The sequence below is a fragment of the Streptococcaceae bacterium ESL0729 genome, from assembly GCA_029391995.1.
Taxonomy (GTDB): domain Bacteria; phylum Bacillota; class Bacilli; order Lactobacillales; family Streptococcaceae; genus Floricoccus.
The window spans coordinates 601,622-624,252 of the sequence record CP113924.1; the positions used below are offsets into that span (position 1 = coordinate 601,622).

The window sequence follows — 22,631 nt, forward strand, 5'->3', positions numbered from 1 at the left end:
GATGAAGAAAATATCTAAGTTATATCTGGCCTTGGTCTATCTGATTCTCTACCTTCCAATCTTTTATTTGATTTTCTATTCATTTAATGAGGCTGGAAATATGAATGCTTTCACAGGTTTTACCTGGGACTACTACCAGCAACTTTTTAGTGATACAAGGCTGTTACTAATTGTCCTTCAAACCTTCTTCCTGGCCTTCTTATCAGCCAGTCTGGCTACCTTTATTGGTCTCTTTGGAGCCCTTTATATCTACAATGTCAAGAAGAAAAGACAAAATTCCTTCCTGGGCTTAAATAATATCCTTTTGGTATCGCCAGATGTTATGATTGGAGCAAGCTTTTTAATCCTCTTTACCATGATTGGCTTTAAATTAGGTTTTATTTCTGTCTTACTAAGTCATATCGCCTTCTCAATTCCGATTGTTGTTCTGATGATTTTACCAGGACTTAAGGATATGGATTATTCGACAGTTGATGCAGCTTTTGATCTGGGAGCAAGTCCGCTTCAGGCCTTGACTGAGGTAATTTTACCTTATTTGACGCCAAGTATTATTGCAGGCTTTTTCATGGCCTTTACCTACTCGCTTGATGACTTTGCTGTTACCTTCTTCATTACAGGAAATGGCTTCTCGACCCTTTCTGTTGAAATCTATTCAAGAGCCCGTAGGGGTATAAGCCTTGAAATCAATGCTTTGAGTACCCTAGTTTTCCTATTTTCAGTTGTACTTGTTATAGGTTACTATTTCATCAGCAAGGAGAAGAAAGATGCGTGATGTTACGCCCAGACGTTCATCCGCTTCAGGTAATAATCCCCATAAAAAAACTAGAACAATCCTTCTTTTGACCCTAGCCCTAATCGCTGTGACAGCTCTCTTTGGTTTATCTTACTTTAATTCCAAGGATTCTAGCAGTTCATCGATTGAAAAAATTGACTGGGTTGAAAATACCTATGTCTATGATCAGGCAGGTATATTTAAGGAACAGACCAAAAGCCAGGTCAACCTCCAGCTGAAAAATCTGGAAGAGACAACTGGTGATCAAATTGATGTTGTAACAGTTGATAGTCTCAAGGGTTACTCAATTGAGGACTATGCCAATGAGCTCTTCAATAAGTCAGGCTTTGGTCAAAAGGAAGATAGCAAGGCCCTTTTGCTTTTAATTGCAAAAGATGAAAATAGGGTTAGAATAGAAGTAGGTTACGGCCTAGAAGGTCAGATTAATGACGGAAAGGCCGGCCGCATTCTCGATCAATCCTTTGTCCCTTACAGGACTAAGGGAGACTATGATGGTGCCTTGGAAAATACCGTTCTTGCCCTAATTTCGGCCCTCAAAGGCCAGGATGATTCAGCCAGTCAAGCTGGAAATTCCAGCCAAGCTTCATCAACTGATGAAAGTGGGCCGAGTGGGAATAGGGGCTCTAATTTTTCAAGGGTATTTAAATTTTTATTCATAGTCCTGGTCATCATCTTGTTCCTTAAATTTGGTGGTGGCTCAGGCGGTGGTTTCCTCTACATCCTACTTTCCCTTTTAGGTGGCGGTGGCGGTAGAGGATCTGGTTCAGGCGGTGGTGGTTTTACCGGCGGCGGATTTGGTGGTGGTAGTTCAGGTGGAGGCGGAGCCTCACGTTAGGACTACCGAGTATTTAAAATAAAAAGGAGAATCTTATGAAATTTAAAGGACTTTTAGCTGGTCTTGGTGTTGTTTTACTTTTAGTTGTTGCCTTCTTTACCATGAGCAATTCAATGGTTCGTTCAGAAAATGAAGTTGAGGGTAAATACGCTGATATTGAAACCCAACTTCAAAGAAGGAATGATTTAATCCCTAACTTGGTTGAAGTGACAAAGGGTTATGCCAGCCATGAAGAAAAAATTTTTACAGATATTGCTAACGCTCGTTCAAAGATGATTCAAGCTGGAAATTCTGGTGATGTGAGCCAAATTTCAGATGCCAATGATCAACTTACAGGTGCCCTAAGTCGTCTTCTTGTCCTTCAAGAAAGTTACCCTGACCTAAAGGCCAGCCAACAATTTACCCAACTGGCAGATGAACTTGCTGGAACTGAAAATCGTATTGCTGTTGCCAGAAAGGACTATAATGACGCTGTTAAAAACTACAACAATGGGATTACAACCTTCCCACGAAGCATTGTAGCTAGCATGCGTGGTCTTCACAAGAAAGAATACTTCAAGGCAAGTGAGTCAGCTAAAGAGGTTCCAAGTGTTAGCTTTGGAAGTACAGGAAGTAGCAGCTCAAACTAAATATGAAAAAATTACTATCGTTTTTTGGCGGAATATTAGCCATCATAATTATTTTAGCAGTGGTTTCAGCTGGGATTGAAAAAAAATCTGGTAAGGCCACAGCAGAAAATACCATGACCATTTACAACTGGGGGGATTACATTGACCCAGACCTTTTAAAGAAATTTGAAGAAGAGACTGGCTACAAGGTAAACTATGAAACCTTCGACAGTAATGAGGCCATGTATACAAAGATTCAACAGGGGGGAACCTCTTATGATATCGCTATTCCCAGTGAATATATGATTGAAAAACTGATTGATGAAAGTCTGATTGAAAAACTTGATAAATCAAAGATCAAGGGACTGGCTAATATCGATCAAAAGTTTTTGAATCTACCATTTGATCCAGGAAATACCTACTCAATCCCCTACTTTTGGGGAACTGTCGGTATCGTCTATAATGACGCCTTGGTTAAGGAAGCACCAAGCAGTTGGAATGACCTTTGGTCAAGTGATTACAAGGACAATCTCATGCTTGTTGACGGGGCCCGTGAAATCATTGGAATGGCCTTAAATGCCCAAGGGGACAGCCTTAACTCGACAGACATGACCCAGATTGATCAAGCAACCAAGCACTTAGAAGAACTTACGCCAAACGTTAAGGCCATTGTTGCTGACGAGATTAAGCAATACATGATTGGCGAAGAAGCCATGGCTGCCGTGACCTTCAGTGGGGAAGCAGTCGAGATGATTGGTGAAAACGAAAACCTCCACTATGTGGTACCTCAGGAAGGAAGTAACCTGTGGTTTGACAACATGGTAATTCCTAAAACTTCGGCCAATAAAAAAGCAGCTTATGACTTCTTAAACTTTATGTTGCGTCCTGAAAATGCAGCTCAAAATGCTGAATATGTAGGGTATGCCACTCCAAATAGTCCAGCCAAGGACTTACTACCAGATGAGATTAAAAATGACAAGCAATTTTACCTTGATGACCAAACAATGAGTCATCTGGAAGTCTATAAGGATCTGGGTAAAAAATGGTTGGGAATTTATAATGATAAATTCCTCCAATTCAAGATGTATAGAAAGTAAGCCGTTAAAGCTTAAATCTAGCTTCTTCTTAAGACTGGATTTCCCTAAGGGAGATTCAGTTTTTTAATATCCTAAGATTAGGCTGACTTTAATTTTGACACTAATCTGTAATTAGTTTATTCTAAAGACATCAGATTGTTGAATATCTGAAAAATTATTAAAGGAGTTGTGCTATGTTTAAAAGTGAAAAAATTGGGCTTATCATTGCAGGTATTGTCTTTTTAATTTTAGGGTTCTTAACTCTTGGACATCCTGAGCATACATTTGTTGCAATTATTTTTCTAGTTGGTATCTTAAATGTTATCAATGCCTTGGTTTCAATTTATATCGCCTACAATACGGCCTCAAAAGAAGTGCGTGGCCGGGAAATCCTAAATGCCTTTTTAAGTGGTATTGTGGGGTTGATCTTCCTATTTTCTAAGGAAACAGGAGCTGATACCATTGCTATCATGTTTGCCTTCTGGATTATCTTTATTTCAATTTCAAATATGACCTTGGCCTTTTCAGGACTTGGTATTGGCGGTTTCACCCGCATTCTTTATGTCCTAATCGGAATCTTTGGTCTTTATGCTGGTGTGGGTCTCTTACTTAACTGGGGTGTTTCAGCAGTATCATTCATCTGGTTTGTTGGTTTCTTCCTGATTGCTCAAGGAGTTGCCTCAGTTGTTAGTGCCTTTTTACTTCCAAGTGACAACTAATAGATTTTTAACTAAATCAAAGATATGTAGTCCTGCTACATGTCTTTTTTGTATGGAGGCTTTTTCAAGGGCCAGTGATGTGACTTTTAAAGAGATTCTTCCTTTTTTTTGCTATAATAGAAAAATGACTAGATATAAGACGATAATTTCCTACGATGGAACAAATTTTTCAGGTTTTCAACTTCAAAGCAAGCAAGAAGTCAGAAGCATTCAGGGGGAGCTTGAAAGGGTACTTAAGAAAATAAATTCAGGGCACACGGTTACGGTCTATGGTAGTGGTCGGACTGATGCTGGAGTTCATGCCCTAGCTCAGGTTATTCACTTTGACCTACCTGGCAGACGTGACCCTGAAAAAATTCGCTTTGCCCTTGATACCCAAGGCCCAGACGATATTTCGGTGCTTTCAGTTGAGGAGGTCGATGAAGACTTTCATGCCAGATACAACAAGCACGAAAAGACCTATGAATACCTGGTCGATACGGCAAAAGCGAGAAATCCCTTCAAAAGGGACTTCATGGCTCATTTTCGCTACCCACTCGACCTTGAACGGATGGAGGAGGCTGCTTCTTACCTTGTGGGGGAACATGATTTTACAGGCTTTACGGCCAGTGGTAGCAGTGTGGAAGATAAGGTTAGGATTATTAGCCAGGCAGATGTTTCAAGGGTTGATTCGGAGACAATCAAGTTTACCTTTTCAGCCAATGGTTTTTTATACAAGCAAATAAGAAATATGGTCGGAACCTTACTTAAGATTGGTAATGGCCGCATGGATCCCTTGCAGGTTAAGAAAATTTTGCAGTCAAAGGATCGTAATCTGGCAGGACCTACAGCTGCTCCTGAAGGCTTATATTTAAAGGAAGTCAGGTACATTAAATAAAGAAGGAGGGTTTATGGAAAGTAGGAAGGTTTTAACCATAGCAGGTAGTGATATCCTAAGTGGGGGAGGCGTGCAGGTTGATCTTGCGACAATGAAGGACCACAAGGTATTTTCTTTTATGGCTCTAACAAGCCTTGTCACGCTTAATGATGGTAGTTTACAGATAGGAAGTGTGGATAAAAATCTATTTGCTAGCCAGCTAGAAAGCCTAAGACATGTCCAGCTTGATGCAATAAAGACAGGTCTTCTGCCTAACAGGGAGCTTCTTGATCTAACTGTTGACTTTTTGAACTTTAAGAGCCAAGAGGGGACTAAGATCGTTGTTGATCCAGTCCTAGTTTTTAAGGAAAATGATGACCAGGAGGTGGTTACCTTGGCTGAACAGATGGCTAAAAGACTCCTTCCCCTGGCTGACATTATAAGTCCAAATCTTTTGGAGGCAGAACTTTTAGCCCAGATGGAGATTAAGAGTCCAGCTCATATGGTTGAAGCTGCTAAGCGGCTTCATGCTCTCGGTGCTAAAAATGTGGTCATCAAGGGTGGGACTAGGCTTTTTGATAGGAGGGCCTGCGACCTCTTTTATGATGGTCAAAATTTTTTCTTCCTCGAAAAAGATATGGTCGAAGCTAATAATACGGGTGCAGGTTGTGCTTTATCGTCAAGTATAGCTGCAAATCTAGCCCTTGGAAAAAATAATCTTCTTGCTGTAAAAGATGCCAAGGATTATGTTTACCAGGCAATAAAAAATTCAAATGAATACGGGGTAATTGGAAATCATGAACATTAAAAAAATAACCTTTATGGCCATCTATATAGCCATACTAGTAGTAATATCACGCCTTTTACTAATTCCTTTACCAGCTTCAAGCGGTTTTATTACCCTCCTTGATGCAGGAATCTTCCTGGCAGCTCTAAGGATGTCCTCAAGGACTGATGTCTTTTTAATCGGAGGGCTTGCGGCCTTCTCCCTTGACCTTTTAGCGGGCTATCCCCAGTGGATGATTTTCTCCCTCTTAATTCACGGCTTTCAAGGGTTCATAGCCGCTTATAAACCCTACAAGATAAGCTTTGTTCTAGCGTCAGCCTTCATGGTTCTTGGCTACTTCTTGGCTACAACTTTTATTTATAATGTGCCTTCTGCCCTGGCTGGTATTCCAACTAATATCGTACAGAACCTAGCAGGAATTGTGGGGGCTCTTGCTCTAAATAAAGTAATCGACAAGGTAGGTATCAAATGGATTTAAATAAACTTGCAGCTGAAACCAGGCTAATAATTAAAGACGTAATTGAAAAATCGGCCATCAAGGAAGGACAACTGTTCATCCTTGGCCTTTCCTCAAGTGAGGTTAAGGGAGGCCAAATCGGCAAGGACTCAAGCCAGGAAATCGGCCAGGTCATTGTCTCAGTAATCTATGAAGAACTAAGCTTACGGGGGATTTTCTTGGGTGTTCAGGCCTGTGAGCACTTAAATAGGGCCATCCTCCTAGAGGAAGAAGTAGCCCTCAAAAATAATTTTGAAATTGTCTCAGTCCTTCCAAGTCTTCATGCAGGAGGTAGTGGTCAACTTGCGGCCTATGAGCTTTTTAGGCATCCTGTTGAAGTCGAGCACGTTCAGGCCTTTGCAGGCCTTGATATTGGTGATACAAGCATTGGCATGCACATAAGGCATGTGCAAATCCCCATCAGACCTCTTTTAAAGGAGCTTGGCTTTGCCCATGTTACAGCCCTTACCAGTAGACCTAAATTAATTGGTGGCCAAAGGGCCATTTACCCCCTATAAAGGTAAATAAGCCTCTTTTTCCTTGGACTAAGCTCATTTTTGTAATCGTTATCACAATTTGATAAACTTAAATCATTGATAGTTATTTATGAGGTTTTTTAAACAAATCGTAACTATAAAGATAAGCAGTAGGATAATGAGAAAGCTAGAGGAAGAAGAAAATGAAGAATAAGTATAAGTTTTTAAGCCTAACTTGTGTGGCAGCCTTACTTGTTGCAGGCCTTGCGGGATGTTCGAAAAAAGAGACCAGTAAGGGCGTGATTATTGAGGAAAGTACTGTATCTGCCTCATCAACTGAAGTTTCTGGCCTGACCTCTCAGGGTGAGTCTCTTTCAGAAGAAGAGATAAATGAAATTGAAGACTTCCAAACGGTGGGAGAATTCAAGGATTCTCTGACTGATGGTCAAAATCCTAAAATAACACATAACTATACCTTTGATACCAACTACACAGATACCAGCTGGGATAAGATAAGCTTCACAATTGATCAGGCCAAGCTTGTTGAAACAGATAAATTCAAGGAAGCAGATGATGAGGACGAATACTCAGGTGCCTTGGCCCTCCGTTATAAGATTGAAAATACAGGGGATGAAGAAATTAGCCTTCATCCAGACGATGCAAGTATCATCTTGACTGATGGAACTGAGATTAAGGCCAAAAGTTTCTCAACAAGCCTGATTAGTAAGTTTAAAAAGGGAAGTAAGGAAGGAAATATTCGCTTCAAATTCAATAAACCCTTGACCAGTGACTTGGTTGATATTGCAAGTATTAAGGTAAGCTTCAAGGGGAAAGTAGGTGACAAGGAAGAAGTTGTCCACCAATATGATGTTAATCTAGCAGGTAATGCTTCAGAGCTTGTAGAAAAGTCAAATTAATCAGATGACCTTATTTAGGGCAAAAAAAAAAAGACCATCTCTAGGGATGGTCTTTTACTGTTAATTTCTTCTGTCTGTAAAGTATGAGATGACAATTATTAGGATAACTGCCCCAATAATTGATGGGATGACTGCCATGCCAGCAAGTTTGAAGCCACCATCTCCGAATAATCTTTGGCCAATAAAAGACCCTGCGAGACCTGCGAAAATTTTATAGATGACTCCCATATTATCAGATTGGTTGGTAATCTTTCCTGCGATGAGACCAATTAAGGCTCCAACTATTAGTGACCAAATCATATATCTTTCCTCCGTTTTCTTTATTACATAATATTACAAATTCCGATAAATGACAAATTTTCAAGATTTATTTATTGACCCCTTGTCAAATTTAGGGTAGTATATAATTCGGGCACCTCTATTTGAGGTCAGACAGTAGCATCCCCCGGGGGTGCTAATTTTTTTATTTTACCCCCTTAATTGTAAAATATAAGAAAGAGGAAGTTATGACAAAATACATTTTCGTTACAGGTGGTGTGGTTTCATCAATTGGTAAAGGTATTGTAGCAGCAAGTTTAGGTAGACTTTTAAAGAATCGCGGCCTTAAGGTTACCATTCAGAAATTTGACCCATATATCAATATCGACCCAGGAACAATGAGCCCTTATCAGCATGGTGAGGTATATGTGACTGATGATGGAGCAGAAACAGACCTTGACCTTGGTCACTATGAGCGTTTCATTGACATTAACCTTAACAAGTATTCAAATGTTACAACTGGTAAAATCTATTCAGAGGTTTTACGCAAGGAACGTCGCGGTGAATACCTTGGGGCAACAGTTCAGGTAATTCCACACATTACAGACGCCCTTAAGGAAAAAATCAAACGTGCAGCAACTACAACTGACTCTGATGTGATTATCACAGAGGTTGGTGGAACAGTTGGTGATATCGAATCACTTCCCTTCCTTGAAGCCCTTCGCCAAATGAAGGCTGATGTTGGGCGTGACAATGTAATGTACGTTCATACAACCCTTCTTCCTTACCTTAAGGCAGCAGGAGAGATGAAAACTAAACCAACTCAACACTCTGTAAAAGAACTTCGTGGTCTTGGAATCCAACCTGACATGCTTGTTATCCGTACAGAAGAGCCTGTTGAACAAGGAATCAAAAATAAACTAGCTCAATTCTGTGACGTAGCACCAGAAGCAGTTATTGAGTCTATGGACGTTGAGCACCTTTACCAAATCCCGCTAAACCTTCAAGCTCAAGATATGGACCAAATCGTTTGTGACCACTTGAAACTTGATGTGCCAGCTGCTGATATGACTGATTGGACTAACATGGTCGATCACGTTATGAGCCTTAAGAAAACGACAAAAATTGCCCTTGTTGGTAAGTATGTAGAACTTCCTGATGCTTATCTTTCAGTTGTTGAAGCCCTTAAACATGGTGGTTACTCAAATGATACAGAGATTGATCTAAACTGGATTAATGCAGCAGAACTTACTCGTGAGAATGCTTCTACCCTTCTAGGAGATGCTGATGGGATTATCGTTCCTGGTGGATTTGGTCAACGTGGAACTGAAGGAAAAATTGCAGCCATTGAATATGCTCGTGTAAACGATGTTCCAATGCTTGGAATCTGCCTAGGAATGCAGTTAACCTGCGTTGAGTTTGCAAGAAATGTTTTAAATCTTGAAGGAGCTGATTCATCTGAATTAAATCCAGAAACAAACTACCCAGTTATTGACCTCATGCGTGATCAAGTGGACATCGAAGATATGGGTGGAACTCTAAGACTTGGACTTTATCCAGCTAAACTTAAGGCAAATAGTATGGCAGCACGTGCTTACAACAATCAAGAGGTTGTTCAACGCCGTCACCGTCATCGTTATGAATTCAACAACAAATTCCGTGAGCAGTTTGAAGAAGCAGGACTTGTCTTCTCAGGTGTATCTCCTGACAACCGCCTAGCTGAAATCGTTGAAATCACTGACAAGAAATTCTTCGTGGCCTGCCAGTACCACCCAGAATTATCAAGTCGTCCAAACCGTCCAGAAGAGCTTTTCAAAGCCTTCATTAAGGCTTCGGTTGAAGCGGCAGAAGAAAAATAAAAAAATAAGGACCTAGGTCCTTATTTTTTTGCATTTAAGCCTTTTTCATGGGTTTAACTAAGCTTCCGATGATGTAGACTACAACAGCAAAAACTACTGAAACGATGGCTACAAGTTTAAAGTCATCTGGAGCTCCTTGAAGGGCACTTAAGATATAACCCATAACTTGGCCTAGGATTAAAGCCCAAAAAAGCACTGTAAAAAATTTCATAATGTTCTCTTTTCTACAAATCATTTAAAAATACTGGAAAATACTTTCAGCATTTTCCCTTAAATTCCGCTATAATATTAACATAAAGATTTGTTTTGAGCAAGTAAATCAGTAGTAGAAAGGAAGACTATGTTTGCCCCCTTAAATGTTAAATCAGTCTATAGTTTCTTATCAAGTACGATTAATCCCAAGGCCTATATTGACCTAGCTTACGACATGAATTATGAGCATGTGGGGCTTATGGATCTTGGAAATCTCCACGGAGCATACTCTTTCATCAAGGAAGCCAAGAAAAAGGGCCTAAAGCCTGTGATTGGAATTGAGCTTGGTCTGCTAGTAGATGGCCTGCCCCTTGATATTTGCTTTATAGCAGAAAATACGACAGGCTACAAGAACCTATTAAAAATTTCAACCAAATACAACTACAAGAGAAGGGAATTTTCAGACTTTAGCAATCTTCTTGAAGGAGTGGCCTTAGTCTTACCCCAGGGATTTGAAGTTATGGCCCCCAAGGTCTATACAAGAGTTGATTTCGACAGTCCCAAGGATCTGACCTCTCCCTATCCGCTTTTACCCTTGCCTGAGATTAGCTACCTTCACAGGAGTGAGATTGAAACGATAAACCTTCTTTCAGCCATTAAGGAAGGCCAGCAGGTTGATGAAAGCATTGTCTACGAAAATACAAAATATCTTAGGGAAAAAGGAGCTTATTTTTCATATTTTTCAAGTAAATTTCCTGAAAGTATTAAAAATCTCGACCTCTTCCTTGACACCATTAACTATGATTTAGAGTCCAATCTTCCCCTGCCAAATTTTAATCCCCAAAGAGAGGCTAGGCTTGAGCTCAAGGAAGATGCTTATTTGGGACTTGAAGAACAGCTTGGAACAATCGGTCCAAGCTACAAGGAGCGGCTTGATTATGAACTATCTGTCATTCATAAGATGGGCTTTGATGATTATTTTTTGATTGTCGCAGACATTCTAAGCTATGCCCGTAGTCAGTCAATCTACACGGGGATGGGACGGGGCTCTGCTGCGGGTTCTCTTGTGGCCTATGCCCTTCAGATTACCCATATTGATCCGGTCAAAAATAACCTTCTTTTCGAGCGGTTTTTGAATCCTGAACGAAATAGTATGCCAGATATTGACCTTGATATCCCGCAAGATAAGAGGGAGGAGCTTCTAACCTATGTTGATAAAAGATACGGTAGGGGACACACGGCTCAAATTGTTACCTATTCAACCTTTGGGGCCAAACAAAGCCTAAGGGATACGGCCAAGGCCTACGGTCTAGCAGACCATGAAGCCACAAGCCTTACCAAGCTAATCACAGGGCGGGCTAGCTTGCAGGAAGAATATGCCAAAAATAATCGCCTAAGAGATGAAATCTTTAAAAATCCTAAGCTCAAAAGGGTTTATGATATGGCTCAAAAAATTGAGGGTTTTCCCAGGCAGACGTCCATTCATGCCTCAGGTGTTATTTTGTCTGAGAAAAATTTGACAGACTACATCCCCTTGGCTCCAGGTGATAACCTGGCTATCAGCCAGTATGATGCCCATGTAGTTGAAGAAATTGGCCTTTTGAAGATTGACTTTTTGGGCCTGCGTAATCTATCCCTGATTGAAAAAATGCGGGATTTAGTTTTTGAAAATTATCAGGAAAAGATTGACTTTACAAGGATTGACCTTGAAGACCAGAAGGTCTTATCCCTTTTTAGGGAAGGAAATACCATGGGTATCTTCCAATTTGAAAATCCCCAAATGCTTAAGATGCTTAGGAAGCTTCAACCAGATTCCTTTAGTGATATTGTAAGTGCAACTTCAATTTTTAGGCCCGGACCTTCACAAAATATTGACAGTTTTATCAGGAGAAAGCATGGTCTTGAACACATAAGCTATCCTGATCAGTCAATTGCTTCTATTCTTGAGCCAACCTACGGGATTATGATTTACCAGGAGCAAATTATTCAAATTGCAAATATCTATGCAGGCTTTTCTTTGGCCAAGGCTGATTTATTAAGACGTGCCATATCTAAGAAGAATCTAAGGGAGATTGAAGCCCTCAAGGAGGACTTTATCAGGGGGGCTGAAAGTCTTAATCATTCAAAAAATCAGGCCCTCTACATCTATGAGTTAATTGAAAAGTTTGCCAATTACGGTTTCAATAAATCCCATGCTTATGCCTATGCGGCCCTTGCAGTCCAACTGGCCTATTTTAAGACCTACTACAAGGATGTTTTTTACGAGGTCCTACTTGAGGATGGTAAAAGGGACTTGTACCTTAGAGATGCTAGGAAAAATCATCTTGACTTTGCCAGGCTATCGATTAATACCATGCCTTATTATGACAAGGTTAAGGATGGAAAAATTTACCTGGGCCTTAAAAATGTTAAGGGTCTCAGTCGGGACTTGGCCCTTTATATTATAAATAACAGACCCTACAAGGATTTTTATGATTTTGTCAAAAAACTCCCTGAAAATTTTCAGAAACCTGCCCAGCTAAATCCTCTCATTCAGATTGGAGCCTTTGATTTGTTTGATGAAAATAGGCAAAAACTTCTTGAAAATCTTCCTAGATTGATTGACTACAGTCAGACCATTCAGCTTGATTTATTTGCGACAACTGCCCTTAGTTTTTCCTACACCGACTATGCTGACTACAGCCAGTTGGAGCGTTATAAGCTTGAAGGGGAGCTTTTAGGAACTGCCTTAACACCGCATCCCTTAGAGGACATTAGGGCCTCTTATCAGGGTCAGGTAATTGATTTGGATAGTCTTTCTGAAGGACTTGAGGGCTCAATTTTGGTCCAGCTCTCAAGCCTTAGGGAGCATCAGACCAAGACGGGAGAGAAGATGGCCTTTTTAAAGGTCGAAGACCCAAGTGGTGATTTGGATGTCACCCTTTTTCCTGAAAACTACCGCCTTTATAGAAAAGTCCTTGAAGAAGGGGGAGTTTATCTGATAAGTGGTCGGGTAAACAACCGCAATGGCAACCTTCAGATGGTGGCTCAAAGGATAATCAAGGGCTTTAAGAGCGAAAAAACTTTATGGCTAAATGTTGAGGATGAAAGCCATAATAAGCAGCTGGCTAATATTTTAAGGGAATTTCCAGGCTTTGTACCAGTCATTATTCACTGGCAAAGCAGTGGGGTGACCAAAAAAATAGAAATCACTATAGAAGAAAACGCTTTACTTGATAAAAAACTTGCTCCTTATACCCTGAAAACGATTTACAAGTAATTTAATTAAGAAAAATTAGGACATCCTAGGGAAATAATGCTATAATACTAATGGTCAAAATATTGATGGAGGAATTTTATTAATGAAACGTATTGCTGTTTTAACCAGTGGTGGAGACGCACCTGGAATGAACGCAGCTGTCCGTGCTGTAGTTCGTAAGGGACTATTTGAGGGCATGGAAGTTTTCGGGATTAATTATGGTTACGCTGGAATGGTTGCTGGCGATATCTTCCCGTTAACAGCTAAAGATGTTGCTGATAAGTTATCTCAAGGGGGAACCTTCCTATATTCTGCTCGTTACCCTGAATTCAAGGAACCTGAAGGGCAACTTGCAGGTATTGAGCAGTTGAAAAAACACGGTATTGAAGGTGTTGTAGTTATCGGTGGTGACGGATCTTACCACGGAGCTATGCGTCTTACTGAACACGGCTTCCCAGCTGTGGGAGTTCCAGGAACTATCGACAACGATATTCCAGGTACTGACTTCACTATCGGATACGATACTGCAGTTAATACTGCCCTTGATGTTATCGATAAAATCCGCGATACATCTCGTAGCCACATCCGTACCTTCGTAATTGAAGTTATGGGACGTGGAGCTGGCGACATCGCTCTTAATGCTGGTATTGCAGGAGGAGCTGATGAGATTATTATCCCTGAGGTTGAATTTAGCTTTGAAGATATTGCTCGTCGTATCAAAGAAGGTTACAAACGTGGTAAGAAACACAATATCATTGTTGTAGCTGAAGGTGCTATGGGTGGTGAGGAATTCGCTGCTAAACTTAAAGAACAAGGTGATGTTGGAGACCTTCGTGTATCTGTCCTTGGACACATGCAACGTGGTGGAGCACCAACTGCACGTGACCGTGTTCTTGCAAGCCGTATGGGAGCATACGCTGTTGATCTTCTTAAAGAAGACAAGGGTGGACTTGCAATTGGTGTTGACGGGGATACCTTAGTAGCTCGTGATATCATTGATACACTTACTAACCACAAACACCAAGCTGACAAAGACTTATACAAGCTTAGTCAGGAAATTTCTTAAAATTGCTATATAAATAATATTTATATATAAACTTTAACTTTACAAGAAAAAGGAGCATTCAAAAACATGAATAAACGTGTTAAAATCGTTGCAACACTTGGACCAGCTGTTGAAATCCGTGGCGGAAAACGCTTTGGAGAAGATGGTTACTGGGGTGAATCACTAGACGTTGAAGCAAGTGCAAAAAACATTGCTAAACTAATCGAAGAAGGTGCTAACGTATTCCGTTTCAACTTCTCACACGGTGACCACGCTGAACAAGGTGAACGTATGAAAACTGTACGTCTTGCAGAAGATATTGCAGGACAAAAAGTTGGGTTCCTTCTTGATACTAAAGGACCTGAAATCCGTACAGAATTATTTGAAGGCGACGCTAAAGAATATTCATATAAAACAGGTAACAAACTACGTGTAGCTACTGAGCAAGGAATCAAATCAACTGATAAAACTATCGCTCTTAACGTAGCTGGTGGAATTGACATCTTTGACTACGTTGAAGTTGGACAAACTATCCTTGTTGACGATGGTAAACTAGGTCTTACTGTTGAAGCTAAAGACCCAGCAACTCGTGAATTTGACGTTCTTGTTCAAAACGACGGAATCATTGCTAAACAAAAAGGTGTTAACATCCCTAACACTAAAATTCCTTTCCCAGCACTTGCTGAACGTGATAACGCTGATATCCGTTTCGGTCTTGAGCAAGGAATCAACTTCATCGCGATCTCATTTGTACGTTCTGCAAAAGACGTTAACGAAGTTCGTGCTATCCTTGAAGAAACTGGAAACACAAACGTTAAACTTATTCCAAAAATCGAAAACCAACAAGGTATCGACAACCTAGACGAAATCCTTGAAGTTTCTGACGGTATCATGATCGCTCGTGGAGATATGGGTATCGAAGTACCATTTGAAATGGTTCCAGTTTACCAAAAAGAAATCATTACTAAAGCTAACGCTGCTGGACGTTTCGTAATCACAGCAACTAACATGCTTGAAACAATGACTGACAAACCACGTGCAACTCGTTCAGAAGTATCAGACGTATTCAACGCTGTTATTGACGGAACTGATGCTACAATGCTTTCAGGTGAGTCAGCTAACGGTAAATACCCAGTTGAGTCAGTTCGTGCTATGGCAACAATTGACAAAAATGCTCAAACTCTTCTTGGTCAATACGGACGTCTTAACCCTGAAGATTTCGACCGTTCAACTGTAACTGAAGTTGTTGCTTCTGCAGTTAAAGATGCTACAGCTAACATGGACATTAAACTTGTAGTTGCTATTACAGAATCTGGTAACACAGCTCGTTTAATCTCTAAATACCGTCCTGATGCTGACATCCTTGCTGTTACATTTGACGAAGAAATCCAAAAATCTCTAATGGTTAACTGGGGAGTATTCCCAATCGTAACTGATCGTCCAGCTTCAACTGATGACATGTACGATGTTGCTGAAGAAGCAGCTCGCAAGTCAGGTATGGTTGAATCAGGTGATAACATCGTTATCGTTGCAGGTGTTCCTGTGGGTGAAGGACGTACAAATACAATGCGTATCCGTACAGTTCGTTAATCATCAAAGATAAAAAAAGCATGACTTTCGGGTCATGTTTTTTTGTTTGAAAAATCAGGTAGTCTTTTTAATTTGTTTCCTAATATGATAAAATTGACCCAAGCTGACGCTAGGCTTTTTTATGAAGAAGTAATAAGGAGATTAATTTGAAAGATTTAAGTAAAAAACAAAAGAAAAAATTGGAACGGGCTCTTGATATCAATTATGCTAAGGATAGATATGACTATTATCTGGGTAAAATTAAGGGAATTAAGAAGGCTAGTCTTGTAGGGATGAGTATCCTCTTTATCATCTCTCTAATTTCCCTCATCTATCTAGTAATCACCCTCCCCCCACAGGCAAATAAAATAAATGACTCCATCAAGGTTCTTGAACAAGAGAAAAAGGCCCTGGTAGATAATCCACCCTATGAAAGCCAGGCAGCAAGCATGGGGGATTACACCCTTTCGGCCAAGGATGAGCATACCCTTGACATTGACAAGGGGGAGTCAATCAAGATTGATGCAAATAATATTTTTGTGTCAGACAATGCCTCAATAATTGATCAGCCAACCAGAGAGGAAATTTATAACCTAAATAAGGATTTAGCCAAATTTACAGATGGGGCCCAATTTATGGTTGTAACCATTGCAAGTCTTCCTAAAAATGAAAGCATTGAATCTTATGCCACTAAGATTTTCAGGAAGGTTGGAATTGGCAATAAAAATCTAAATAACGGGGTTCTTTATCTTATTAGCCTTAAGGACCGTAAATTTCGCCTGGAGGTCGGCTATGGTATGGAGGGTGTTTTAAATGATGCCAAGGCCGGCCGCATCATAAATGATGACTCGGTGGTTGATGATTTTAAGGATGAAAAATATAGTAGGGCCATTAAAAAGGTCTCTGAGCAGGTTGTAGCCATTATGAATATTAAGGTTAATGACTACAATGAAAAAATAGATAAGTTGAAGAAGGAGCTACTTGTTAAAAGAATTATTCCGTCAGTCTCGCTATTTTTAAGTCTTAGCCTCTTGCTTGCTATATTCTGTTATCTCAACTACTTGAAAAAGGTAAATGGGGAATTATCTAGCCTTTATGAGGACTATAGGGCGACTGATAACCCTGGAAAATCAGATTTCTACTATCTGCTTGTCGCAGGTCCTCTGGTTCTTTTAACCCTGAATGAGATTTATAAGAATATCAATTTTGGGAAATTTAAGGAGAAAAATCCTAATGCTTCCCTTGTTGCCAGCGGGATTCTAGTAGGGGATAAACTATATGATCCTAGTGGGATAATTCTTAGCAATAGCTACTCTAAGTCATCCTATAATCCAAGTAATCACTCATCAGGTGGTGATAGCTTTGGTGGTGGCTCATCAGGCGGAGGCGGAGCCTCTGGTGGCTGGTAAAAAATAATAAAGAAAAAAGGTTGAGTTTTTACTCAGCCTTTCTTTTTACATCTTTAACGGTTTGTCCGCCTGTTTCGTGTCCTAGGACTTCTGAAAATTCGGGTAAGGTAATGTCTTCCCCGTATTTTTTAATGAGGGCCGTTTTTATCAGACGGTAAGCCAAGTTGGCATTCCTTGAAAGAAGGGGACCGTGGAAGTAGCTACCAAAGACATTCTTATAGTTAAGCCCTTCAGTCAGGTCTTCCCCGTTATTTCCTTGCCCAAAAACAACCCTTCCAAGGGGTTTTTCATCCTCTGAAAGGAAGGTTCTTCCCTGGTGGTTTTCAAAGCCATAGTAGGTTTCACCAAATTCTTCATTGTAGATTTCGATATCTCCAATAAAGCGATTGTTTTTCTGGCTTAGGGTATGGTGCCCTAGGACACCTAGTCCCTTAATCTTTTGCCCCTGGGCATTTTCATAGTACTTTCCTAAAAATTGAAAGCCACCGCAAATGGCAAGCATGACACCATCATCTTCAATGTAGGCTTTAATTTCCTTACTTTGCCTTGAAAGATCATGGCTGATGATTTCTTGCTCATAGTCTTGCCCCCCGCCAAAAAAGGCTAAGTCAAAGTCTGAAGCCTTGAATTCATCACCTAAACTTACAATGTTAAAGGTCATGTGGGCTCCAAGTTTTTCACCTACATATTTAAGCATGAGGATATTTCCGTTATCCCCGTAGGTATTCATCAAATCCCCATAAAGGTGGGCACCGTTGAGGGAATATGTATAGTTGCCACCCTTTGATTCAATAGATTTGTACATAATTCCTCCTATTTCATCTCGCCTGAGATTACATTTTTGTTTCTTAAAAGTTCACGCATCTCAAGCATGGCAGTATAGGTCGCAAGGATGTAGACATGTTTTTGGTCCTGCCTTAAGATTTCCTCAAGAACATCATTGAGGTTTTCTTCCTCCTTAAGTTTATATTGGTCAAAACCAGCCACTCGAAGCCTTCTAGCCATCTCAGCATGTCTAACTCCACCAGTTATGGCGTCAGTCACATCCATGTCCATGATTTCCTCAAAATTAGCATCCCAAATCCAGCTGGTATCAATTCCATCAGCGTAGTTGGCATTAAGAAGGACAGCTAGGGCAAAAGGATATGGGGCCATCTTAATCATATCAAGCACCTGATTGGCTCCAACGGGATTTTTAATAAGCACCAGGGTACAGTTCTTATCCCCAAGTTTGAAGGTTTCTTGGCGGCCAAAGACAGCATGACTATTTTCAAAGCCTTTTTTAATAACTTTTTTATCTAGTCCCAGATACTCAGCTACAGCCACAGCAGCAAGGGCATTATAGATATTATACAGGCCTCCAACATTAATCTTATAGTCCTGCCCATCGATGATGAATTCGCTTGAAATGTTTTTAATATCAACCAGCTGACTTAGCTTATAGTCAAGTGGGGGACGTTTGAAGCCACACTTAGGACAGATATAATCGCCAAGATTGGCATAGGTGTTTAGCCTGTAATCAAGGATTGAATAACACTTAGGACAGAGGACACCTTCCGTATTGTAGTGGGCCCTTTTAGGCTCATGTTTTTCAGTATCAAAGCCATAGTAAAGAACCTTATTTTTGATGGCCTTTGAATTAAAGAGTGGACTGTCCCCGTTCATTAAAACAGTAGCCTCAGGGGCATTGGCTGCACCCTTTAGGATGAAGTCATAGGTTGTATAAATCTCTCCGTACCTATCCATTTGGTCCCTGAAAATATTTGTAAAAACAAAGAGGGTTGGTTTGATGTATTCAGTAATTTTTGGCAGGCTAGCCTCATCAATCTCAAGAACCGCAACCTTCTTGCCATTTTTTGACCCCTTAGGGGCTGTTAAAAAGGTTGAGACAATTCCAGTAATCATATTTGCCCCGCTTGTATTGGTCGTTACAAGCTCATAGGCTTCTTCTAAAATACCCACAGTTAAGGCAGTGGTCAGTGTTTTACCATTAGTTCCAGTGACAACAATAATTTCATCATAACCTGTCGCAAGTGAATCAAGAATATTTGGATCAAGTTTAAGGGCTAGTGAACCTGGGTAGGTAGACCCCCTTTTGAAGAAATTTTTTAAGATGAAATGGGCCGATTTACCCATTGAAGTCGCAAAAATTGATTGTATTTTCATACTGATATTCTAGCATAAATTTGCCCGTTAAAAAAGAAATGAATTTTCATTTGAAGCCGTAAGCCACAGGGCTTGCCCTGAAAATATGATAAGCCTCATTTTTACCAATCAAGGCCTTTGATAGGCTTCAAAGGTAATCTCATTTGTCTTAAGGGTATATTTATCTGTTAAAATCCACTCACCTGAGTTTGGCTCAACTTGGAAAACCAGGATAACGCTGTAGCCTGGTTCATTTGCTATCCAGCTAGCTTCAAGTGTCGTATCACCATCTTTTGCCCCAGTGGCATTAGTTGGTAGACCATAGTTTAAAATTATTTCCTTAAGGCTTGTTTGGCCGATTTTTAAGTCATTATACTTGTCTGAGTCAAAGATATCACTTCCAATTTTAGTATTTTCAGCTATTTTGTTAATAGTATAGAAGTCTTTTTCACTGTCAATATCTTTATTTACTGATGAAGAAATTGAGCTTGAAGATTCAGAAGTATCTTTTGAGGAGCAGGCAGACAGATTTCCCGCCATTAAAAATGTGCTGGTAAGTAGCAGTCCCTTGGTAATTAATTTATTCATGTTTCATCCTTTGTTTTGATAATAGATATATAATCACTGACCATTATATCATGGAATTTAAGTAAGTTATCCGACTAGGAAGCTAGTTCTTTTTTTATATAAAAAGGACTGGAGTCAAGTAAATTTTTTGCCCCTAGAAGAGCCGATACTTTTGTGTTATAATCGAGAGGTTAATGATTTGATAAAATATTAACTATTTAATAAGCAGGCTACAGTCCCGATGGTTGGATAATTGTGTCCACTACCTGTAACCGAAATACGAAAGTAGGGGGAATATAATGACCGAGAAGATTTTATTTACAAGTGAGAGTGTCTCAGAAGGGCACCCAGACAAGATTGCAGACCAGATTTCTGATGCCATCTTAGACGCAATTCTAGCCCAAGACCCATATGCACGAGTGGCGGCAGAAACTGCTGTTTATACAGGAAGCGTCCATGTCTTTGGTGAGGTAACAACCAATGCCTATGTTGATATCAACAGCGTGGTGCGAAATACCATCAAGGAAATCGGCTACACTGATGCAAACTTTGGCTTTGACTACAAGACTGTGGGGGTTCATCCAAGTCTAGTTGAGCAGTCGCCAGACATTGCCCAAGGGGTAAATGAAGCAATTGAAGTGCGTGGGGATCAGACAATCGATGAGCTCGATTTGACTGGTGCAGGAGACCAGGGTATCATGTTTGGCTATGCAAGCCGTGAAACAGAGGAATTTATGCCTCTTGCCATCTCACTTAGTCACAAGCTAGTCAAACGCCTGGCTGACCTTAGAAAAGAGGGCATTCTTGATTACCTAAGACCTGATGCCAAAAGTCAGGTAACTGTTGAATATAATGAGGACGGATCTGCTAAAAGGATTGATACTGTTGTTATTTCAACCCAGCATGCTCCCGAGGTTGACCTTGAGACCATCAAAAGTGATGTGATTGAGCAGGTGATTAAGCCAGTCATTCCAGCAGGGCTTCTGGATTCAGAAACCAAGTACTTCATTAATCCAACTGGCCGTTTTGTAGTTGGAGGTCCCCAAGGGGATTCAGGACTTACAGGGCGTAAGATTATTGTTGATACTTACGGAGGCTATGCCCACCACGGTGGAGGAGCCTTTTCTGGAAAGGATGCAACAAAGGTTGACCGCTCAGCCTCATACGCTGCCCGCTATATTGCTAAAAACCTTGTAGCAGCAGGACTTGCTGATACAGCTGAGATCCAGTTATCTTATGCCATTGGAGTGGCCCAACCAATCAGCATTCACATCGATACCTTTGGAACAGGAAAGGTTTCTGATGACAAATTGATTGAAGCCATCAGGGAAAACTTTGACCTAAGACCTGCAGGAATCATTCAAATGCTTGACTTACGTCGTCCGATTTACCGTCAAACAGCAGCCTATGGCCACTTTGGTCGGACTGACATTGACCTTCCTTGGGAACGTCTTGACAAAGTTGAAAATCTTAAAAAACTGCTTGATAAATAGTGGATTAGATAAACAAAAAAACGACCAGCTGGTCGTTTTCCTTTGCCTTATTTATGGCGGTTGCGTAATTTTTTACGGGCCTTGTAGGCCGCCTCACTTAAAGAGAAGAGGAATTTATTGACTGGAATGTCAAATTCGCCAATGTATTCTTCAATGATTGGATTGAAATTTTTCTTGAAATTCAAAAGTCCATCAGACTCTGATAGAGAATTTTCAAGCCCTCCCATATTTAGGCTAGAAGCCCCATTACTAAAGGCATTTTCAATGGACTGATACCAAGCCAAATACGATGGATAGTATTTTTGGAAGCTGGTATCCATGCCAGCATAGAGGTGTTCAGTATGACCACAAAAGTCAATGGTTAGACCACCTGCCACTGGCACCAACTCACCATTTTCCTTAATGATTGCCTTGATTCCTTCAATATCCTTAATAGCTTGACTTACGTCCTTTTCATATTGGGCGATTTTCTTACCATTAGTAACGCTACCAGAATCAAGCAGCTCTTGAGCCTTATCTTGACGTTTTTTAGCATCATCTAAAAGCTTTGAAAAATCATAGTAAAGCATGGTTATCCGAGCCCCTTCAGGGTAGGTGGCAAGTAGCTTGGTGTAGTAGTCGCTGCCACGCAGGCTAACTCCCTTTCTGTCCTCGGTCTTTTTCATTAAGATGGAGAAATCATCGACAAGCTCAGTCCCACCATACTTGATGATAGGGTAGCTGTTGCGAGCCTTCCTTAAAAATTGTTTGGTTTTTTTAGAAAAATCTTCTTCCTTGAAGTCTTCCTTGTAGATGAGGGCATTGTATCTTGGCTGAATGGTCGCTGCCATATCGGTCGTAAGGCCGCTCCAGCGAATCCCTGTTGCCCTTAAATTATCAAGAACAAGCCTTGCCCGTTTATTTTTGACCATCTCTTGCCCAAGGATACCGGATTGGTAAATAATCGGTGGGTCAATTTTGATGAAGAGAGCCCTCCTTTTTTTACCATATTTCTTAAGGGTTTTGATAACAAAGGCCACAAGATTTGTATTTTCATAGTCCATGATCGGCCCTCTAGGCACATAAATCATGGTCAGTCCAAGAGGTAGCTTTTTAATTAACAGGCTTGCACTGGCAACCATTTGACCATTATTATAAAAACCAATAAATTCGCTGTCCCAATTATCTTTGATTTTTGCCCAAGAACTTGATTGTAACAAGCTTACAAGGTTTGAACTTTTAATAAAGTCATCATGATCTTGCTTATTGATTCCAACTTTGTAGGTGTACATTTTTTCTCCAAATATTAATCTT

Annotated in this window: 22 protein-coding genes; 16 read left to right on the forward strand and 6 right to left on the reverse strand. The window is 40.4% G+C overall.

Annotation, left to right across the window (positions count from 1 at the left end; translation table 11 throughout):
• Window position 1 precedes the first annotated feature (1 nt).
• From OZX68_03025 to OZX68_03070, 10 genes are all read left to right on the forward strand, one after another.
• Window positions 2–772, forward strand: coding sequence for an ABC transporter permease (locus OZX68_03025; protein WEV61215.1), 771 nt, complete (start codon window positions 2–4; stop codon window positions 770–772).
• Window positions 765–1,628 carry a TPM domain-containing protein gene (locus OZX68_03030; protein WEV61216.1) on the forward strand — a complete coding sequence of 288 codons (864 nt, stop codon included), beginning with the start codon at window positions 765–767 and terminating at the stop codon, window positions 1,626–1,628. Before OZX68_03025 ends, OZX68_03030 begins: the two co-directional genes overlap by 8 nt.
• 35 nt (window positions 1,629–1,663) lie before the next feature.
• Window positions 1,664–2,257 carry a LemA family protein gene (locus OZX68_03035; protein WEV61217.1) on the forward strand — a complete coding sequence of 198 codons (594 nt, stop codon included), beginning with the start codon at window positions 1,664–1,666 and terminating at the stop codon, window positions 2,255–2,257.
• 2 nt (window positions 2,258–2,259) lie between these two features.
• Window positions 2,260–3,333: an ABC transporter substrate-binding protein gene (locus tag OZX68_03040; protein WEV61218.1), complete on the forward strand. Its 1,074-nt coding sequence runs from the start codon at window positions 2,260–2,262 to the stop codon at window positions 3,331–3,333.
• Between the two features lie 173 nt (window positions 3,334–3,506).
• Entirely contained in the window at window positions 3,507–4,031 is a 525-nt protein-coding gene (locus OZX68_03045) for a DUF308 domain-containing protein (protein ID WEV61219.1), read from the forward strand.
• Window positions 4,032–4,155: 124 nt separating this feature from the next.
• Window positions 4,156–4,908 carry a tRNA pseudouridine(38-40) synthase TruA gene (truA, locus tag OZX68_03050; protein ID WEV61220.1) on the forward strand — a complete coding sequence of 251 codons (753 nt, stop codon included), beginning with the start codon at window positions 4,156–4,158 and terminating at the stop codon, window positions 4,906–4,908.
• 13 nt (window positions 4,909–4,921) lie between these two features.
• Window positions 4,922–5,695 (forward strand): bifunctional hydroxymethylpyrimidine kinase/phosphomethylpyrimidine kinase, encoded by a 774-nt coding sequence (locus OZX68_03055; GenBank protein ID WEV61221.1) that lies wholly within the window; start codon window positions 4,922–4,924, stop codon window positions 5,693–5,695.
• The gene (locus OZX68_03060) at window positions 5,685–6,152 is read left to right on the forward strand and encodes an ECF transporter S component (GenBank protein ID WEV61222.1); all 468 of its coding nucleotides are present in this window, start codon (window positions 5,685–5,687) and stop codon (window positions 6,150–6,152) included. Before OZX68_03055 ends, OZX68_03060 begins: the two co-directional genes overlap by 11 nt.
• On the forward strand, window positions 6,143–6,688 hold the full coding sequence (locus OZX68_03065) for a TIGR01440 family protein (protein WEV61223.1): 546 nt from the start codon (window positions 6,143–6,145) through the stop codon (window positions 6,686–6,688). Before OZX68_03060 ends, OZX68_03065 begins: the two co-directional genes overlap by 10 nt.
• Window positions 6,689–6,849: 161 nt before the next feature.
• Window positions 6,850–7,563 (forward strand): hypothetical protein, encoded by a 714-nt coding sequence (locus OZX68_03070; protein ID WEV61224.1) that lies wholly within the window; start codon window positions 6,850–6,852, stop codon window positions 7,561–7,563.
• 60 nt (window positions 7,564–7,623) lie between these two features.
• On the opposite strand, the gene OZX68_03075 is transcribed toward OZX68_03070, so the two are convergent.
• Window positions 7,624–7,863: a GlsB/YeaQ/YmgE family stress response membrane protein gene (locus tag OZX68_03075; protein ID WEV61225.1), complete on the reverse strand. Its 240-nt coding sequence runs from the start codon at window positions 7,861–7,863 to the stop codon at window positions 7,624–7,626.
• 206 nt (window positions 7,864–8,069) lie between these two features.
• On the opposite strand from OZX68_03075, the gene OZX68_03080 reads away from it, so the two are divergent.
• A complete protein-coding gene (locus OZX68_03080; GenBank protein WEV61226.1) occupies window positions 8,070–9,680 on the forward strand; it encodes a CTP synthase in 1,611 nt (536 codons plus the stop codon).
• 34 nt (window positions 9,681–9,714) lie between these two features.
• Here the strand turns inward: OZX68_03080 and OZX68_03085 are convergent, their stop codons facing one another.
• Window positions 9,715–9,891, reverse strand: coding sequence for a DUF2929 family protein (locus tag OZX68_03085; protein WEV61227.1), 177 nt, complete (start codon window positions 9,889–9,891; stop codon window positions 9,715–9,717).
• A gap of 129 nt (window positions 9,892–10,020) precedes the next feature.
• Here OZX68_03085 and OZX68_03090 point away from each other — a divergent pair, with 129 nt between their 5' ends.
• The 4 genes from OZX68_03090 to OZX68_03105 all read left to right on the forward strand — a co-directional run bounded on the left by OZX68_03090 (window position 10,021) and on the right by OZX68_03105 (window position 17,133).
• Window positions 10,021–13,131, forward strand: coding sequence for a DNA polymerase III subunit alpha (locus tag OZX68_03090; protein ID WEV61228.1), 3,111 nt, complete (start codon window positions 10,021–10,023; stop codon window positions 13,129–13,131).
• 82 nt (window positions 13,132–13,213) lie between these two features.
• Window positions 13,214–14,176 (forward strand): 6-phosphofructokinase, encoded by a 963-nt coding sequence (pfkA, locus tag OZX68_03095; GenBank protein ID WEV61229.1) that lies wholly within the window; start codon window positions 13,214–13,216, stop codon window positions 14,174–14,176.
• Window positions 14,177–14,242: 66 nt separating this feature from the next.
• Window positions 14,243–15,745: a pyruvate kinase gene (pyk, locus tag OZX68_03100; protein ID WEV61230.1), complete on the forward strand. Its 1,503-nt coding sequence runs from the start codon at window positions 14,243–14,245 to the stop codon at window positions 15,743–15,745.
• A 146-nt stretch (window positions 15,746–15,891) separates the two neighbouring features.
• The gene (locus OZX68_03105) at window positions 15,892–17,133 is read left to right on the forward strand and encodes a TPM domain-containing protein (protein WEV61231.1); all 1,242 of its coding nucleotides are present in this window, start codon (window positions 15,892–15,894) and stop codon (window positions 17,131–17,133) included.
• Window positions 17,134–17,161: 28 nt separating this feature from the next.
• Here OZX68_03105 and OZX68_03110 read toward each other — a convergent pair whose 3' ends face one another.
• The 3 genes from OZX68_03110 to OZX68_03120 form a co-directional block, all read right to left on the reverse strand.
• Window positions 17,162–17,941 carry a type 1 glutamine amidotransferase gene (locus OZX68_03110; GenBank protein WEV61364.1) on the reverse strand — a complete coding sequence of 260 codons (780 nt, stop codon included), beginning with the start codon at window positions 17,939–17,941 and terminating at the stop codon, window positions 17,162–17,164.
• Window positions 17,942–17,946: 5 nt separating this feature from the next.
• Window positions 17,947–19,299, reverse strand: a complete 1,353-nt coding sequence (locus OZX68_03115) for a Mur ligase family protein (protein ID WEV61232.1) — start codon at window positions 19,297–19,299, stop codon at window positions 17,947–17,949.
• Window positions 19,300–19,407: 108 nt separating this feature from the next.
• Entirely contained in the window at window positions 19,408–19,866 is a 459-nt protein-coding gene (locus OZX68_03120) for a hypothetical protein (protein WEV61233.1), read from the reverse strand.
• Between the two features lie 278 nt (window positions 19,867–20,144).
• Here OZX68_03120 and metK point away from each other — a divergent pair, with 278 nt between their 5' ends.
• Window positions 20,145–21,338 carry a methionine adenosyltransferase gene (gene metK / locus OZX68_03125; protein WEV61234.1) on the forward strand — a complete coding sequence of 398 codons (1,194 nt, stop codon included), beginning with the start codon at window positions 20,145–20,147 and terminating at the stop codon, window positions 21,336–21,338.
• 47 nt (window positions 21,339–21,385) lie between these two features.
• Here metK and OZX68_03130 read toward each other — a convergent pair whose 3' ends face one another.
• Window positions 21,386–22,609, reverse strand: coding sequence for an aminoacyltransferase (locus OZX68_03130; GenBank protein ID WEV61235.1), 1,224 nt, complete (start codon window positions 22,607–22,609; stop codon window positions 21,386–21,388).
• Window positions 22,610–22,631 lie beyond the last annotated feature (22 nt).